Below are 15,904 nucleotides of genomic sequence, written 5' to 3'. Positions count from 1 at the left end.
AATACGTAAATACCACATTTTTTATATTTGTCTTTTTGTCAAGTACAATTTATACTAAATTAGATGAGCTTACCCTGTTATCCGATGAGGAAACATGGTCAACTTTGATTCATATTTATCAAGGCAATCCTCTGTGGTTGGAGTTCACTGCCACGCTGATTCAAGAGTTGTTTGGGGGGAGAGTTTCTGAGTTTTTGCACTGCGAGATGCCGATTTTAGATGAAGGGTTGCAATCTCAGTTATCTCAACCTTTTGGGCGTTTGACTGCGGCAGAGTTAGCAGTGATGGTTCACCTGGCTAATCAACCTGAACCCCTTGCTGTGTCGCAAATTTTCAACAAAATACCATTTTCTGCGTCAGAAATAGTCAATGCGGTGCGATCTCTTGGAAATCGGTTTTTATTGGATACGCAGGAACAGGAAAAGATAACTTTGTTTAGTTTAAATCCTGTGCTGAAACAGTATGTAAAAACTCAGTCTTCTTAGTCCGCGTAGGCGGACTTTGTTTGTGTAGACGCGGTTTCAACCGCCGTCTTTATTTTACCAGACAGGGTTATTCGTGGGGGAGGGCGGGTTTATTTAATCTGTCTGCAAGCTTTCAGGCTATTGGCGAACCCGCCCCTACAGGTTATTAAAAATGGTGCAAGATGTCGAGGTAACAAACCCAGATTTAATTTAAGTGCGATCGCACCCACTCTCTAAACTCTCTAATTCTCGCATTCTCTCCCTTTTCTGAGTCTAGGTGCATAAACTGTGCCAGTTCTTTGACAGGAAACGAGGCAAATGCCAAACTGGTTTCCGACTCGACATAACCCGTATCATTTAAAATGTTAATTATTAGTTTCCCCTTCTTCCAAATCCAAACCTCCGGCACTTTAAGTTCCGCATAAACCGCCATTTTATTGATAGATGAGCTAGTCCAATCAATTTCCACAGCTAAGTCTGGCGGCGGGTCATTTTTGAGATCAATTGTTAATTTTTCCCGCATTAAAGCTTCATTTTGAATATAGAAACATTCATCAGCTTCTTTACCCGCTTTTTTGGGTTTTGAACGCCAAGTAGATGATTTTAAACCGCGAATTTCAATCCCAATTTCCTCGGACAGCGCTACAATTAGTCGTCCGAGAGTCCAGCTATAGGTTTCATGTTCTGGTAAAGGTACCATAAGTTCTAAAGTTCCTTGGTAGTAAGTCATGCGCGGCGTTGAACGTTCGGCAAATATTTCTAACAAGTGTTCGTAGGTTTCCCAACTGATATCATGTAAAACCAGGTGAGAACCTGCAAGCTCTTCTTTACTGTACGCCTGGGTTTGAACCATTGCAAATACTCCACGAGAACTTTAACTCTATTTTACTCTATTGAACATTGGACAGGTGCGATTCCCTGCGGGATAGCTTCGCACGCGCGTACATTACCAGATTGATTCAAGATTCAAAATAAATCCGGGGAGAACATCTTCACCTGATACAGTGGCTGGAGATTCTAGCACTTCAACTTCTTGATTCAGACGGTAAATTTCTACTTGCCGTGATTTGCGATTAATCAACCAACCTAAAACAGCACCATTATCTCGGTACTCTTTCATCTTATCCTGAGTTTCTTTCAAACTATCGCTGGGAGACATTAACTCAACGACAAAATCAGGACAAAGGGGGGGAAATTTCTTTTGTTGTTCGGGGGTTAGTGCATTCCAGCGTTCTAATTTTACCCAAGAAGCATCAGGAGAGCGATCGGCCCCATTAGGAAGTTTGAATCCGGTTGAGGAATCAAAAACTTTACCCAGTCTATTTTGCTGATTCCAAATCCAAATCTGTGCAGTTAATCCTGCATTGCTGCTGCTAGTTTCTCCTCCTGCTGGTGACATGATAATTAATTCTCCTTTGGCTGTGCGTTCCAGTCTAATATTTTCATTCTCCTGACAGAGTTGAAAAAACTGCTCGTCTGTCAGCTTAATAATTGGATTGAGGTTGAGGGTGAGGGTAGTCATAGCGGTATTTTATCGTAGCTAAACGACCTTTATTGGGGATTGTAGCATATTGAGTGAGTTGCGAGGGCGATCGCTGGTAGGTTTAAGGGCAATGTAAACCATTGTCTGCATTAATTAGCAGACTTTAACTGCACCCCAATAGCTGATATTATTTTCTCTTGCCAAGCTGGATCGTCAAGTTTTATAGTAACTTTGCGAGGACGGGAATGCCGCCGATCCATGTAGGCATAGAAAGCTTCGCGATCGTCTCGATGGGTGAGAATGTATCGCTTTAGATCGCGATCGCTCATTGCAGCATAATTGACATTACTCATGGCTCAATACTCCCATCAGGTTGAATTTCAAGCTCAATTTCTTCGCTTTGTCCTGCTAAGATAAATAGATTAAGAGTCCGTTCATCTAAACGCACTATGTGAATTGGGTGGAACATAACGTTCGTAAGTAGATGACAAAGCCGATATAAACTCCGTAACTGTTCTGCCGTTGGTTCCCTCATACACTTATCATAATCTACTCCAAGTAGTTGCAAACAGTCATTTTGCCTGCCCTATTAAATTATAACCCTTCAATCACCTACGCAAACATCGATCGCTCTTTCGGTTGTGGAATAGGGCGACCCAGTGCGTTAGCCGTTTCTATCCACTCCTGCATAATAATCTCTAAATTTTGCAGTGCTTCTTGATAATTTTCTCCATCCGCAGCACATCCCGGCAATTCTGGTACTTCGGCAATAAATGCCTGGTCTTCCTCATTCCAGTAAATGATGACTTCGTACTTCATTAACGAATTTTAACTCACTCAAAAAGGTCGATCGGGTTCCTGTCCCAATTCTTTGCAAAACTCTAGGTAATCATCTATGGAATTTTGGAATTCTTGGCGTGCTTCTTCAATAGTTTGTGCTTTAAAAGTCACTATGTCATTAATATCAAGCACTCGCCCAAAAAGAATTTTCGCTTCTAAATCTACTTCAATGTTAGCACTGTAACCTTTGTAAGTCATCATGGCTGTACCTGTTTTTTCTAGAATACTCCCTAAAGTCCGATTACGGGGAAAGCCGAGGAGCGATCCCTATCCAAGCAAACATGAGGCTACTCTATGCTAAGATAGTGGTTATTCCTTCAAAGGTTAACCAAAAATTATTATGGCAACTGCACCCAGAATAGAATCTCACAATTTAAGCATAGCCGATCTCTTTAAAGAGTTTTATGCAGTCCCTGACTTTCAGCGAGAATATGTATGGGCTGAGGAAAATGTTGAGAAATTGCTTGTAGATATTATTGATGAATTATATGATAATGACGAACCACTTGAGGATAGCGAATATTTTTTAGGTTCTCTTGTTGTCTATCCAGATAATGGGACTTTTCAATTAATTGATGGTCAGCAAAGGCTAACAACAATATATTTACTTTTCTGTGCTATTCGAGACTTTGTGATTAAATCAGGAAATAAATCAAAAGCGATAGAAGGTTTAATAGCAGGAGTCGATCAAGATACTAAAACTGGTCTAGACATAGATAGATATCGACTAACTCTTCAATATGGAGATGGGGCAAAACTTTTAGAAACTATTGCTGATAGTAAAACAGATATTTCAAAAATTGATAAAACAGCCTCGGAATCAGCTACTAAGTTGGTAGAAGCTTATGAAACAATTAGGGAATTCTTGTTGTCCCGCTTTGGATCTAGTGTCGAAAAAAGACTACAGTTTTCTGGGATTTTTACCAGTCGAGTTAAATTAATTAGAATTGGAACGTTAAACTTAAAGAGTGCCCTTAAAGTTTTTGAGACAATCAACCATCGTGGAGTTGGGTTAAACTCTATGGATTTACTTAAAAATTACTTATTTATCAATACATCTAAACAAGGAAATAAAGATTTAAAATCTCATTGGAAAGAATTAAAAAAACGATGGGATAAAATGATTAACATTATTCATGGTTCCAAAGAAGATCCTATGCGATTCTTGCGTTATTATATTATGTCTCACTATCCAGTAAATTTGCAGAATAACTTTCCCGAAGAAGCTGTATATGATTGGTTTACTAACGAAGGTAGCAAACATGAAATAGATACATCTCCTTTGAAGTTCGTGGATACTTTAATCAAAGCAAGTGAAGACTTCAGCAACTTTACTAAGTGTAAAAATGTTGATGGTTCTGATAATCAATTCTTGAAGAATATTAAAAGACTACAAGGAAGATATAGTCAACACTTCATCTTACTTCTTGCAGCAAGAGAACTGCCCAAGGATTTATTCACAGAATTATGTTATCACACTGAAAATCTTTTATTTACTTACACTATTACTCGTTCGACTCGTAGGGATATCAATATGATTCGTGATTTTTCCCAGTGGAGTCAAAACCTCCTAGAAGTAAGAAAACGCGAAGATTTTGAAGCTTTTATTGAATTGTATTTCACAGAAAAGTTGGCATCTTTATCTAATGAGTTTAATTCTGCTTTCCGTGAATTAACAGAATCTAAAATAGCTACATATCGTATTCGCTATGTACTAGCTAAAATAACTCAATTTGTGGACAACCAAGCTTACAGTAATGCTAGCCAGTTAGATAGATACTTAGATAAATCGATAACTATTGAGCACATACTACCCAAATCAGTCAACCCTGAGCTGAGAAGTAAATTTGACAAACCGACTGAGTATGGTTCTTATGTTGAAAAGCTTGGTAACTTGGTTCTTTTAGAGAAGACAATCAACAGTTCTCTTTCTGACTCGACCTATGATGCTAAGAAAAGCGGTTATAAGCAGTCACAGCTTTTGCTCCCTCGTTCCCTTGTTGAAAAGCCTGGTGTAGGGAATAACACGCAATTAAACCGCACTGTAAATCACCTTAATCTCGATCAGTTTGATGTTTGGGATTCCAAAGCCATAGACAAGCGTCAAGAAATGCTCATTAACTTAGCTAGGCGAGTATGGGGTTTTGAAAAATAGTAGCAAGTTATCGAGAATGTAGAGGCAGGCAAAAAAGCCTGCCCCAAACTATCCTATTCTACCCCCTCAATCCGGTCTTCCACCTCCTGATAAAGTTCACGCAGACGATCCAAATTGTTCTCCGACGTTTCCCAATAACCCCGGCCATTCACCTCAAGCAAAGTGCTGACAATCTTGCGGAACGAATGAGGATTTAAGTTAAGCAAACGCTTCTGCATCTCCTCATCTTGGATAAACGTAGTGTTGACATCCTCATACACCCAATTATCCACAGCGCCCGCCGTCGCACTCCATCCAGTCGTATTCACCAGACGCTTAGAAATCTCCCGCACGCCTTCATAACCGTGCGACAACATCCCCTCGTACCACTTCGGATTCAGCAGCTTAGTCCGCGAATCTAAACGCACGGTTTCTGATAGAGTCCGCACCTGGGCGTTCGCTGTCGTTGTATCAGCAACAAAGGATGTCGGTTTCTTCCCATCTGCGCGCAAACTGCCGATCAATTTAGTCGGATCAGAGTCGAAATAGTGCGACACGTCGGTTAGGGAAATCTCCGCAGAATCCAAGTTCTGGAAAGTGACTTCCGCAGTTTTCAAGGATGATTCAAAAATCTTCCGATCTTGTTCCATTGTTCCGGGATTGTCCGAAGAAAAGGCGAAGGATTTGCGAGTTAAGTACATTTCCTGCAACTCGGCTTCGCTTTCCCAAGTGCTGTTTTCCACCGCCAAGTTGATGTTAGATGAATAGGAACCAGAAGCATTGGAAAATACCCGGGTTGCTGCTTGTCGCAGGTTGATTCCCATTTCTTCCGCTTGCTTCAGGGCGTGTTTGCGGACGAAGTTCATCTCTAAGGGTTCGTCGGCTTCCGCTGCCATTTTCACGGCTTTATCTAACAAATTCATTTGGTTGATGAACAAGTCGCGGAATACGCCGGAACAGTTAATTACTACGTCGATCCGAGGGCGTCCCAACTCTTCTAAAGAAAGCAATTCGAGTTTGTTTACCCGGCCCAATGCGTCGGGAACTGGCTTCACTCCCACCATCCACATTACTTGGGCGAGGGATTCGCCGTAAGTCTTGATGTTGTCGGTTCCCCACAACACAACGGCGATGGTTTCTGGATAATTTCCGCCGTTATCAACGCGCTGTCTTTCTAACAGCCGATCGACTACAAGCTTAGCAGACTTAACCGCCCCCGTTGTAGGGATTGACTGCGGGTCTAAAGCGTGCATATTCTTGCCAGTCGGCAAAACATCCGGGTTGCGAATCGGATCGCCACCGGGGCCAGGCAGAACATACTCGCCTTCTAACGCGCGCAACAAAGCGCCTAATTCGTTGTCGGCACAAACTTGCTGCAAGCAGAATTCCAGATACTCAAACAGCGGTTTAATCGGTTCTGGATCGATTTTTTTGTAACCTGCAGCGTGCAAGGCTTCAACCCAAGGTGTTTTCTTGCCCATGTTGAAGAAATTCAACTTAGAAACAAGGGAAACTCGGCCCTCAGCGTCGGTTTGTTCCTTCACCAAAGCGCCCACTGCTTCCCGACAGGCCAAGGTGATGTTTTGCAGCAATTCAACATCTGTTAAAATGCCTTTGTCGCTGTTAGTGTAAATTTCGCCGATATCGCGTCCGAGACTGTTAGCGATAATTCGCGGCAAGCTGATCAGCCCGTCTTCTTCCCGGTCTAAATTGGCGATATTCACCAAAGTTGCGATCGCCTCTTCAGCAGTCGGCGGCTTACCGATCACGTGCAAACCGCAAGGTAACAACCGCGACTCAATCTCCATCAACTTGCGGTAAACCAAGCCAACTAAATTATCCCGTTCCTCGGCAGTCATATCCGCAGCAACCCCTCGTTCTTGTTCGGGAGGTAACGCGATATCCTTATCCAAATTCACCAAACGGCATTTTTCGACGATCGCATCCACAATCGGCACACCGCGCCCAGTCTCTTTCAAACTTTGATAAGAAGCAATTAACTCGCTGAGTTCCTGCAAACCTTTGTACAAACCAGCATTTTCAGCCGGAGGAGTCAGATAGCTGATTGTTTCAGCATAACTGCGGCGCTTAGCAATTGTTGCCTCGCTGGGATTGTTGGCGGCGTAATAATAGAGGTTAGGAATTTTGCCGATCAAACTGTCGGGATAACAATCCCCAGACATTCCCATCTGCTTACCGGGCATGAATTCTAGCGAACCGTGAGTGCCAAAGTGCAGCACCGCATCCGCACCCCAAATGCGCTCCAAATATGTATAGTAAGCAGCAAAACCGTGGTGCGGGCTGGCGGAACGAGAGAATAACAACCGCATCGGATCGCCTTCGTATCCAAAAGTAGGTTGCACTCCGATAAACACATTGCCGAAATGTTTGCCGAAAATCAGCAAATTTTGTCCGTCGCTGTTCAAATGTCCCGGAGGCGGGCCCCAATTTTCTTGCAAGCGTTCCGAGTAAGGAGTGAATTCTTCGTATTCAGCTACAGACATCCGGTAAGCAACATTTAATTCCGGGCTTTGGTATTGGGCTGTTGCGTCGTGGATGACTTCTTGCATCAGTTTTTCGGCGGAATCCGGCAATTCTGGCAAGTCGTAACCGTTGCCTTTTAAGGCTTTCAAGACTTGGTAAATCGAGCCGAAAACGTCCAAATAAGCGGCTGTTCCGACGTTACCTTTGTCCGGCGGGAAACTGAAAACTGTGATCGCAACTTTTTTATCTAATTTTGGTTTGCGGCGCAGCATTGCCCATTTCATGGCGCGCTGGGAAATTGCTTCGATCCGGTCTTGTAGGGCGATCGCCTTGCCAGTTGCGCCATCACGTCCCGACAAAATAATCGGTTCGATCGCGCCATCCAACTCGGGAATGGCAATTTGCAAAGCAACTTGAATCGGGTGCAAGCCTAAATCGCTATTTTCCCACTCTTCCGTCGTTTGGAAAACCAGCGGCAAAGCCACCATGTAAGGGCAGTTTAATTTTTTCAAAGTCTCGATCGCCTTCGGGTGATCTTGTTTCGCCGGGCCGCCCACCAGCGCAAAACCAGTCAGAGAAACCACCGCATCAACGATCGGCAGCCCTGCAACACCTTTGGTCCCAACTTCCAAGAAAAAAGTTTCGACTGGTTTCGAGAAGTCCAAACCGCCGGCAAAAATCGGCACCACCCGCGCCCCCATTGCCTCCAATTCCTGCACCATTGCTACATAGTGCGCGTCATCTCCCGTGACTAAGTGAGTCCGCTGCAACACCAAGCCGATGCAAGGTGCGAGGGGGTCTTTGAGGTCTGCGGAAATATCTTTGCGGGCGTTGTACCAGGTGAGATATCCTTTTACATCCTCAAACATCGACGATGCCAAAGGATGCCAAATTCCCATATCCGGGTAGACAACGGGCTCTTGGTATTGTAGGGGCAATCCCCCCGTGGTTGCCCCCTGGCCTTTGAATACATATTTATGTGACAGCATCAGCAAGAAGTTTTCCAAGTTTTCTTGGGAACCGCCCAGCCAATACTGGAAACTCAGCATGAAGTTGCGGGCATCTTGGGCTTTGTCGATGGGCAAATATTTCAGCACTTTCGGCAAAGTTTGCAGCAGTTTCAGCATTCCGTCTTGGAAGGAACTCCCGGATTTTTCCTTCCGTTTTTTCATGAATTCGCCGATCGCACTTTTGCTTTGTCCCAACTGTGCCATCGAGAAACTGCCCATTTTATTGAGTCGCATCACCCCGGGCATCGACGGGAAGACGACGGCGACATCCAAGCTGTCGCGCAGCGGTTCAACTGCCGCTACCACTTTTTCGGCCAAATCTTCGATGAAAATTAGAGAAGCAATAAATACATTGGCATCCGCCACATCCCGCTTGAAGGCCTCGTAATTTTCCGGGCTGCGGAGTTCCTCGATCAGGTAGCCGCTGATTTCTATTGCCAAATTCGGATTTTTCTTGTTTATCGATCGAACCGCTGCCGACAGGGCGCTTTGATACTGCGGTTCCAGTACGACATAGACCACCTTCATTAGCGATCGCCCCTGCAAGTTTTCCGGCACGACGTGGCGAATGGTGGGCTTGACGTGAGTGAACATCCGGTTAGGCTCCTTTAAGATGCTGTTTTCGGGAATCGGGAATTTTTTTATCCCATAAGCATTTTTACCAGAAAACGCTTGCCATTAGGCGATTTGAGCCTGCACATGACACAATTCGACAAATTTAGGTCAAATTTTCGTTACATTTTTTTATAAATTCCTTGAGCAAATACTCCAGTTTTTGTTTACAAAAATTTACTTGACATAAAGCTATTTGTATGTAACTAAGTAATAACAGGGAGAAAAATAATTAAAAATTAACCAACGATTGAGAAAGAAATCCTGAAAAAAGTTCCAAGTTTTGTAGAAGTGATCAAACTTGCGATCGCTCAATTAACTGACGAAAAAAAGGCAGAAATTCTGAAGGCAGAATCGAGCCTTCGATAATTGCTGAGTTACCAAAATAGATATGTTCCTAGGAACTTAAAAATATTTCATAACGTCTGTTTTGTGTAAGTTCCTGATTGGCGATCGAGTTCATGGAAAGCTAATTGCTATAAACTATCAAGCTCATCAAAACATTAGGGGGAAAACATGGCTAACTACGCAGTTTTCGACGAACAATTTTACCTTGCCTCATATCCTTGGATCAAACCAGCCATTGATGCAGGAGTCATCAAATCAGGACTAGAACACTTTCAAAAATTCGGTCAAGCCAGCGGTCTAACCAAAGTATCGCGTTATTTTGACGAAAATGCTTACCTTACTGTCAACACAGACCTCAGACCGTTCGTCCGCACTGTCAATCCAAACGCGCCGTTTGCGAGTGGGCTCGATCACTTGATTCAGTTCGGTTACGAAGAAGGACAGCGCCGTAGCGCAGTATCGCCAGAGTACAGCGAAGATTTTTATTTAGCAAATAACTCGGATTTGCGACCGTTTGTCGGCCCCAATGCACCTTTCAAATCGGGATACCAGCATTTCATTCAATTCGGCTCAAAAGAAGGTCGTTTTGGAACTTCATTTTTTGAACCGGAATACTTAAGAGAAAACCCCGACATTGTGCCGTTTATAAACTCTGGAGCCCTGAGAACTGGTCGGGATCACTACTTCAATTTCGGGAAAAACGAGCCAAGCCGCGACGCAACTTTTGTTGGTAGCCGCAGCACCGATATTCTCACTGGTGTTGGTGTGGGGAATACCGAACTGATTGGAGTGGAAGTAGGTATCGATCCCAGGGGCAACCGGCAGTATGAAAGCTTTGGCACCAATGAATTCGATGTCCTGATTGGCAGTCCGGGAGCTGATACATTCGTACTCGGAGTTCCTCCTACAGCGGGGAATGTCACCCCGACCCCGCTGTATTTGGGTAACGGTCAAGCTACGATTCGCAACTTCAACGTAGCAGACGATTTGATCCAACTGCAAGGAAATTCTTTAAACGACGGCTACAGCCTGACTCCCGTTGGCAACAATTTGTCAATCCAACGTTTTGGAGATGTGATCGGCGTGATTGAAGGAGGAGCAAATTTTAATTTGACCTTCCTAGAATCTAACGGGAACGGTACTTTCTCGATTGGATAATCATTGGTCATTAGTCATCAGTCATCAGTCATCAGTCATTAGTTAATACTGAGGATTGATGACTTTTTTATTTGTTGTGGGCTAATGTGCTATGAAAAAGTACGATCGCATTTTACGTTCTTAAAGGAGCAACAATGAATTACGATATCTTCGACGAACAATACTATCTTTCGCAATATCCGTGGCTGAAACCAGCCATTGATGCAGGAATCATCAAATCTGGAAGAGAACACTTTGAAAAATTTGGTCAAGCCGCCGGCCTCACCAAAATATCGCGGTATTTTGACGAAGATACTTACCTTGAGGGAAATCCAGACCTTAAACCCTTTGTCCGCACCCCCAACAACCCAAACGCGCCTTTTGCGACCGGATTAGACCACTTTATCCAATATGGTTACGAAGAAGGTCGCACTCGCGTATCGCCTGAGTATGACGAAGCGTTTTATCTCGCAAATAATCAGCAGTTGCAGCCGTTTATCCAGAATGGAACTTTTAAAAATGGCTACCAGCATTTCGTTCAATTCCGCCTCAAAGAGGATCAGTTTGGGACTTCATTTTTGGAACCACGATACTTAGAGAGCAACCCCGATGTTCGGCGGGTTGTCGAATCGGGAGCCTTGAAAACTGGTCGCGAACACTACTTCAATTTCGGGAAAAACGAGCCAAACAGGTCCGCTACTTTTGTCGGAACTCCCGGCAATGACATCCTCACTGGTGTAGGGGTGGGGGATACCGTATTAATAGGAGTTGAACTAAATGATGTTACAAGAATTAATGGCTTTCCCGACCCCAGGCCATCTTATGGAAGTGACGGCAGCAATGAATTCGATACTCTAACTGGCGGTAGCGGCCGCGATACATTCCTGTTGAGCCGTACATTTTCCAGTATAGGAAGTGGTAGACGGACGTTTACCACGTACCCGTCCTACATCGGGCCGGGTTTTGCTACAATTCGGAACTTTACCCCAGGTCAGGATATCATCAATATAGGGCTTTCCTCAGATGAATTATTGGTATTTCCCATCAACAATAATCGAGATTTAGCTATTCAAAAGAAGGACTTCATCGCCGTTAACAATGGAGTTGCCTTCACCACTCCCCCTGACACGATCGCTGTTATTGAAGGTGGCGGAAATCTCACTTATAATCAACTAATTACAAGGATATAGTGTTATTAGCTCTTTACTTGGGTAGAAATCTCGAAGCTATTCAGGGTTTGCCTTAGTCCATCATGGGGAGACTTATTAATTTAAAAATCGGGAGATACACTTGCCAGAATTCAGGGGGGAGCTAATCTAAATCTGCAATTGATTGGAATTATAAATCTATTTAATCCTCCCGATTTTACCGCTTTTTTTGGTTATAAAGCATAGAGATTAAGTGAGATTTTACAGTGGGGTAAAATCACCCGATCAGGTAATTGTCTCAGTTCTGGATTATTGATAAATTGCATAAATACCTCATTAAAGCCGCAGTAGGAAAACATGGCTAGTTACGCAATTTTTGACGAACAATACTACCTTTCGCAATATCCGTGGCTGAAACCAGCCATTGATGCAGGAATCATCAAATCTGGAAGAGAACACTTTGAAAAATTTGGTCAAGCCGCCGGCCTCACCAAAATATCGCGGTATTTTGACGAAGATACTTACCTTGAGGGAAATCCAGACCTTAAACCCTTTGTCCGCACCCCCAACAACCCTAACGCGCCTTTTGCGACCGGACTAGACCACTTTATCCAATACGGTTACGAAGAGGGTCGCAGCCAAGTATCGCCTGAGTATGACGAAGCGTTTTATCTCGCAACTAACCGAGTTTTGCTGCCGTTTATTCAGAATGGAACGTTTAAAAACGGCTACCAGCATTTCATTGAATTCGGCCTCAAAGAGGAGCAGTTTGGGACTTCATTTTTTGAACCGGGATATTTACAATTCAACCCCGATGTTCGGCTGCTTGTCGAATCGGGAGCCTTGAAAACTGGTCGCGAACACTACTTCAATTTCGGGAAAAACGAGCCAAACCGATCTGCTACTTTTGTCGGAACTTCCGGCCATGACCTCCTCACTGGTGTAGGGGTGGGGAATACCCGATTAATAGGATTTGAAGTAGGTTACACTACAGAAAGTAACGCATTTTTAGCCTCCCCCAGGGAATATTATGAAAGTGACGGCAGCAATGAATTCGATACTCTAACTGGCGGTAGCGGCCGCGATATATTCGTGTTGACCCGTAGAACTCGCACTCTAGCGGGTGGTAGATCGGCGGTTTACACTGACCTGTCCTACATCGGGCCGGGTTTTGCTACAATTCGGAACTTTACGCAAGATCAGGATACGCTCGATATAGGGGTTTTCTCAAATCAATTATTGGTATTTCCCATCAACAATAATCGAGATTTAGCTATTCAAAAGAGGGGCTTATTCGTCGTTAACAATGGAGTTACCGAAACCACTCCCGGTGACACGATCGCTGTTATTGAAGGTGGCGGAAATCTCAGTTTGAATCTACCAGTAGCCTATGGTGGGATCTAGTGTTATTAGCGCTGTATTTGGGTATAAATCTTGCAGATATTCAGGGTTTCCATTAGTCCATCATCGAGAGACTTATTTATTCAATAATCGGCAGATACAATGGCCATAATTCATAGCGTAGCCAATCTAAATATGCAATGGATTGGGATGATAACTCCCTTTAATCGTCCAGTCGGCATCACTTTTATGGGCGATAAAGCATAGAGCTTAAGTGAGATTTTACTCTTGGGTAAAATCACCCGCTCAGGTAATTGTCTCTGTTCTGGATTATTGATAAATTGCATAAACAGCTCATTAAAGCCGCAGTAGGAAAACATGGCTAGTTACGCAATTTTTGACGAAAAATACTACCTTGCTCAATATCCTTGGGTCAAGCCAGCCATTGATGCAGGAGTCATCAAATCTGGAAGAGAACACTTTGAAAAATTCGGTCAAGCCGGCGGCTTAACCAAAGTATCGCGGTATTTTGACGAAGCTACTTACCTTGCTGGCAACCCAGATATCGCTGCCTTAGTCCGCACTCCCAACAACCCAAATGCGGCTTTTGCTACAGGACTAGACCACTTTATCCAGTTCGGTTACGAAGAGGGTCGCACTCGCGTATCGCCTGAGTATGACGAAGCGTTTTATCTCGCAAATAACCGACAGTTGCAGCCGTTTATTCAGAATGGAACTTTTAAAAATGGCTACCAGCATTTCATTGAATTCGGCATCAAAGACGGTCAGTTTGGGACTTCATTTTTTGAAACAGAATACTTACTAAAAAACCCCGACATCGTGCCTTTTGTCAACTCTGGAGCCTTGAAAACAGGTCGCGAACACTACTTCAATTTCGGCAAAAACGAGCCTAACCGCTCTGCGACTTTTATCGGAACTTCCGGGAATGACATTATTACTGGTGCTGGGGTGGGAAATACCGAATTAATTGGAGTTGAAGTAGGTTATGTTACAAACAGTGATGGCTTTACCATCCCCGGCCGAAATTATGAAAGTGAGGGTAGTAATGAATTCGATACTCTCACTGGCGGTAGCGGCCGCGATAAATTCATGCTGGGAGACCTTTTAGTAGGCAGTGGTGGTAAGGGATTCAGTTTCCCAACAAACTTATATATCGGGCCGGGTTTTGCTACAATTCGGAACTTTACCCAAGGGCAGGATAGTATTCAACTAGCAACAAGAGATATCCAACCTTCCTTAGATAAATTCTTGATATTTCCCATCAACAACAATCGAGATTTGGCTATCCAAACGAACGGCTTGTTCGTCTCCCTTGCAGATGGAAGTTCGGGAATTAGTAGATTTGACACGATCGCTGTTATTGAAGGCGGCGGAAATCTCAAGTTGAATCTATTACCAGAATCTAGAGGTTCTCTACCTTTACTTGGCTAGAAATATCGAAGCTATTGGGATTTGGCTGATTGCGGCTGGGAAGTGCGATCGCACATTCACAAAAAGGGCGATCGTACTGTTGTGTTTGCCCTAAAAATAATAAAACAGGCTTAATAATAATTAACTTGACATAGTGAGTTCGTAGAGTTATTTATAGTGGGTCAAGTTTAATCGACAAGTAAGCAGACTAAGCTTAGAGTACAACTTATGACTAATTATGAAATTTTTGACGAACCATACTACCTGGCGCAATATCCTTGGGTGAAACCTGCTATTGATGCAGGAATTATAAAATCCGGCAGAGAACACTTTGAAAACTTCGGTCAAGCCGGCGGCATGACCAAAGTATCGCGTTACTTTGACGAACAAACCTATCTAGCTCAAAATCCAGATATTGCTCCCCTGGTTCGCAGCCCAAACAATCCAAACGCGCCTTTTGCGTCTGGTTTAGACCAATTTATTCAGTTTGGCTACGAAGAAGGCCGCACCCGCGTATCGCCTGAATATAACGAAGATTTTTATTTAGCAAATAACTCAGAGTTGCGATCGTTCGTTCAGAACGGAACTTTCAAATCAGGCTACCAGCATTTCATTCGATTCGGACTCAAAGACGGTCGTTTTGGGACTTCATTTTTTGAACCGGAATACTTAAAAGAAAACCCCGACATTGTGCCGTTTGTCAACTCGGGAGCCTTGAGAACCGGTCGAGAACATTATTTCAAATTTGGGCAATTTGAGCCTAGTCGCTCCGCTACTTTTGTCGGAAGCCGCGGCGATGATACCCTCACTGGTGTAGGGGTAGGGAATGCCGAATTAATTGGAGTTGAAGTAGGTATTGATCCCCAAGGCAATCGGCAGTATGAAAGCTTTGGAAATGAGGAATCTGATGTCCTGATCGGTGGCCCTGGGAGGGATACATTCGTACTCGGAGTTCCTGCTACCTCGGGTAATCCCACATCCCGTCAACTCTATGCGACTACCCCCGGTATAGTTAGAATTCGGAACTTTGATCAAGACAATGACAAGATCCAGTTGGCAGGAAGTCCCGATATCTACACAACAATGGAGGATGCTAACGAGTTCATAATCCTCAGCCCAAGATATGAAACAATTGGTATTATTGAGGGAAAAAATTTATCTTTTTCTACAACTCAGCCACAGGGGGACGGCACTTTCTACCTATTCCTTAAATAACCGGAACCTCGGTTATCTCTTTCTCGGTTAACATGGTAGGTGCGTTAATAACGCACGCTACTTAACTTTACCCAAAGTCAGGATAGCATCCAGCTTGCAGGGACTTTCTGAGAGTTCTTCTTGGTGTTTCCCATTAACAATAATCGACATTTAGCTATCCAAGCTAATGGCTTCTCTGTTCAGGGTAAACGCATCTTAACTGGAACCCAAAATATGCTACAGTTAAATCCGACTAAATTTCAATGTAGTTTGTTGTA

The 15,904-nt window shown here is 43.7% G+C and carries 13 protein-coding genes and 1 pseudogene; 7 read left to right on the top strand and 7 right to left on the bottom strand.

The window, feature by feature from the left end; translation table 11 throughout:
- A pseudogene (locus tag QUB12_RS34035) lies at positions 1-485 on the top strand (hypothetical protein); the annotation flags it as partial.
- A 184-nt stretch (positions 486-669) separates the two neighbouring features.
- On the opposite strand, the gene QUB12_RS34030 reads toward QUB12_RS34035, so the two are convergent.
- From QUB12_RS34030 to QUB12_RS34010, 6 genes are all read right to left on the bottom strand, one after another.
- Complete coding sequence (locus tag QUB12_RS34030; RefSeq protein WP_333143117.1) at positions 670-1,317, bottom strand: Uma2 family endonuclease; 648 nt, start codon at positions 1,315-1,317, stop codon at positions 670-672.
- A gap of 93 nt (positions 1,318-1,410) precedes the next feature.
- Positions 1,411-1,986: a Uma2 family endonuclease gene (locus QUB12_RS34025; RefSeq protein ID WP_333143116.1), complete on the bottom strand. Its 576-nt coding sequence runs from the start codon at positions 1,984-1,986 to the stop codon at positions 1,411-1,413.
- Positions 1,987-2,096: 110 nt separating this feature from the next.
- The gene (locus tag QUB12_RS34020) at positions 2,097-2,300 is read right to left on the bottom strand and encodes a DUF6887 family protein (protein ID WP_333143115.1); all 204 of its coding nucleotides are present in this window, start codon (positions 2,298-2,300) and stop codon (positions 2,097-2,099) included.
- Positions 2,297-2,482: a DUF6888 family protein gene (locus QUB12_RS37715; protein ID WP_293146078.1), complete on the bottom strand. Its 186-nt coding sequence runs from the start codon at positions 2,480-2,482 to the stop codon at positions 2,297-2,299. Before QUB12_RS37715 ends, QUB12_RS34020 begins: the two co-directional genes overlap by 4 nt.
- A gap of 77 nt (positions 2,483-2,559) precedes the next feature.
- Positions 2,560-2,766, bottom strand: coding sequence for a type II toxin-antitoxin system HicB family antitoxin (locus QUB12_RS34015; RefSeq protein WP_333310585.1), 207 nt, complete (start codon positions 2,764-2,766; stop codon positions 2,560-2,562).
- 18 nt (positions 2,767-2,784) lie between these two features.
- On the bottom strand, positions 2,785-2,988 hold the full coding sequence (locus tag QUB12_RS34010; RefSeq protein WP_333310583.1) for a type II toxin-antitoxin system HicB family antitoxin: 204 nt from the start codon (positions 2,986-2,988) through the stop codon (positions 2,785-2,787).
- 139 nt (positions 2,989-3,127) lie between these two features.
- Here QUB12_RS34010 and QUB12_RS34005 point away from each other — a divergent pair, with 139 nt between their 5' ends.
- Positions 3,128-4,942: a DUF262 domain-containing HNH endonuclease family protein gene (locus tag QUB12_RS34005; protein WP_333310581.1), complete on the top strand. Its 1,815-nt coding sequence runs from the start codon at positions 3,128-3,130 to the stop codon at positions 4,940-4,942.
- Between the two features lie 53 nt (positions 4,943-4,995).
- Here QUB12_RS34005 and QUB12_RS34000 read toward each other — a convergent pair whose 3' ends face one another.
- Positions 4,996-9,009 (bottom strand): magnesium chelatase subunit H, encoded by a 4,014-nt coding sequence (locus QUB12_RS34000; RefSeq protein ID WP_333310579.1) that lies wholly within the window; start codon positions 9,007-9,009, stop codon positions 4,996-4,998.
- Positions 9,010-9,543: 534 nt separating this feature from the next.
- Here QUB12_RS34000 and QUB12_RS33995 point away from each other — a divergent pair.
- From QUB12_RS33995 to QUB12_RS33975, 5 genes are all read left to right on the top strand, one after another.
- Complete coding sequence (locus QUB12_RS33995; RefSeq protein ID WP_333143111.1) at positions 9,544-10,533, top strand: calcium-binding protein; 990 nt, start codon at positions 9,544-9,546, stop codon at positions 10,531-10,533.
- 134 nt (positions 10,534-10,667) lie between these two features.
- Positions 10,668-11,702 carry a calcium-binding protein gene (locus QUB12_RS33990; RefSeq protein WP_333310577.1) on the top strand — a complete coding sequence of 345 codons (1,035 nt, stop codon included), beginning with the start codon at positions 10,668-10,670 and terminating at the stop codon, positions 11,700-11,702.
- Between the two features lie 315 nt (positions 11,703-12,017).
- The gene (locus tag QUB12_RS33985) at positions 12,018-13,064 is read left to right on the top strand and encodes a calcium-binding protein (protein WP_333284801.1); all 1,047 of its coding nucleotides are present in this window, start codon (positions 12,018-12,020) and stop codon (positions 13,062-13,064) included.
- A gap of 315 nt (positions 13,065-13,379) precedes the next feature.
- Positions 13,380-14,453: a calcium-binding protein gene (locus QUB12_RS33980; protein WP_333310574.1), complete on the top strand. Its 1,074-nt coding sequence runs from the start codon at positions 13,380-13,382 to the stop codon at positions 14,451-14,453.
- Between the two features lie 207 nt (positions 14,454-14,660).
- A complete protein-coding gene (locus QUB12_RS33975) occupies positions 14,661-15,647 on the top strand; it encodes a calcium-binding protein (protein ID WP_333143107.1) in 987 nt (328 codons plus the stop codon).
- Positions 15,648-15,904: the final 257 nt, after the last annotated feature.

Source organism: Microcoleus sp. B7-D4, assembly GCF_036705125.1.
GTDB lineage: Bacteria > Cyanobacteriota > Cyanobacteriia > Cyanobacteriales > Microcoleaceae > Microcoleus.
Note: the sequence above shows the minus strand (reverse complement) of the source record. Positions and strands in the feature narration are given on the sequence as shown.

Coding starts and splice junctions, on each gene's coding strand:
- QUB12_RS33990 (WP_333310577.1), top strand. CDS start 10,668: ATGAATTACGATATCTTCGACGAACAATACTATCTTTCGCAATATCCG.
- QUB12_RS37715 (WP_293146078.1), bottom strand. CDS start 2,482: ATGAGGGAACCAACGGCAGAACAGTTACGGAGTTTATATCGGCTTTGT.
- QUB12_RS34010 (WP_333310583.1), bottom strand. CDS start 2,988: ATGATGACTTACAAAGGTTACAGTGCTAACATTGAAGTAGATTTAGAA.
- QUB12_RS34020 (WP_333143115.1), bottom strand. CDS start 2,300: ATGAGTAATGTCAATTATGCTGCAATGAGCGATCGCGATCTAAAGCGA.
- QUB12_RS33980 (WP_333310574.1), top strand. CDS start 13,380: ATGGCTAGTTACGCAATTTTTGACGAAAAATACTACCTTGCTCAATAT.
- QUB12_RS33975 (WP_333143107.1), top strand. CDS start 14,661: ATGACTAATTATGAAATTTTTGACGAACCATACTACCTGGCGCAATAT.
- QUB12_RS33995 (WP_333143111.1), top strand. CDS start 9,544: ATGGCTAACTACGCAGTTTTCGACGAACAATTTTACCTTGCCTCATAT.
- QUB12_RS34005 (WP_333310581.1), top strand. CDS start 3,128: ATGGCAACTGCACCCAGAATAGAATCTCACAATTTAAGCATAGCCGAT.
- QUB12_RS34030 (WP_333143117.1), bottom strand. CDS start 1,317: ATGGTTCAAACCCAGGCGTACAGTAAAGAAGAGCTTGCAGGTTCTCAC.
- QUB12_RS34000 (WP_333310579.1), bottom strand. CDS start 9,009: ATGTTCACTCACGTCAAGCCCACCATTCGCCACGTCGTGCCGGAAAAC.
- QUB12_RS34015 (WP_333310585.1), bottom strand. CDS start 2,766: ATGAAGTACGAAGTCATCATTTACTGGAATGAGGAAGACCAGGCATTT.
- QUB12_RS33985 (WP_333284801.1), top strand. CDS start 12,018: ATGGCTAGTTACGCAATTTTTGACGAACAATACTACCTTTCGCAATAT.
- QUB12_RS34025 (WP_333143116.1), bottom strand. CDS start 1,986: ATGACTACCCTCACCCTCAACCTCAATCCAATTATTAAGCTGACAGAC.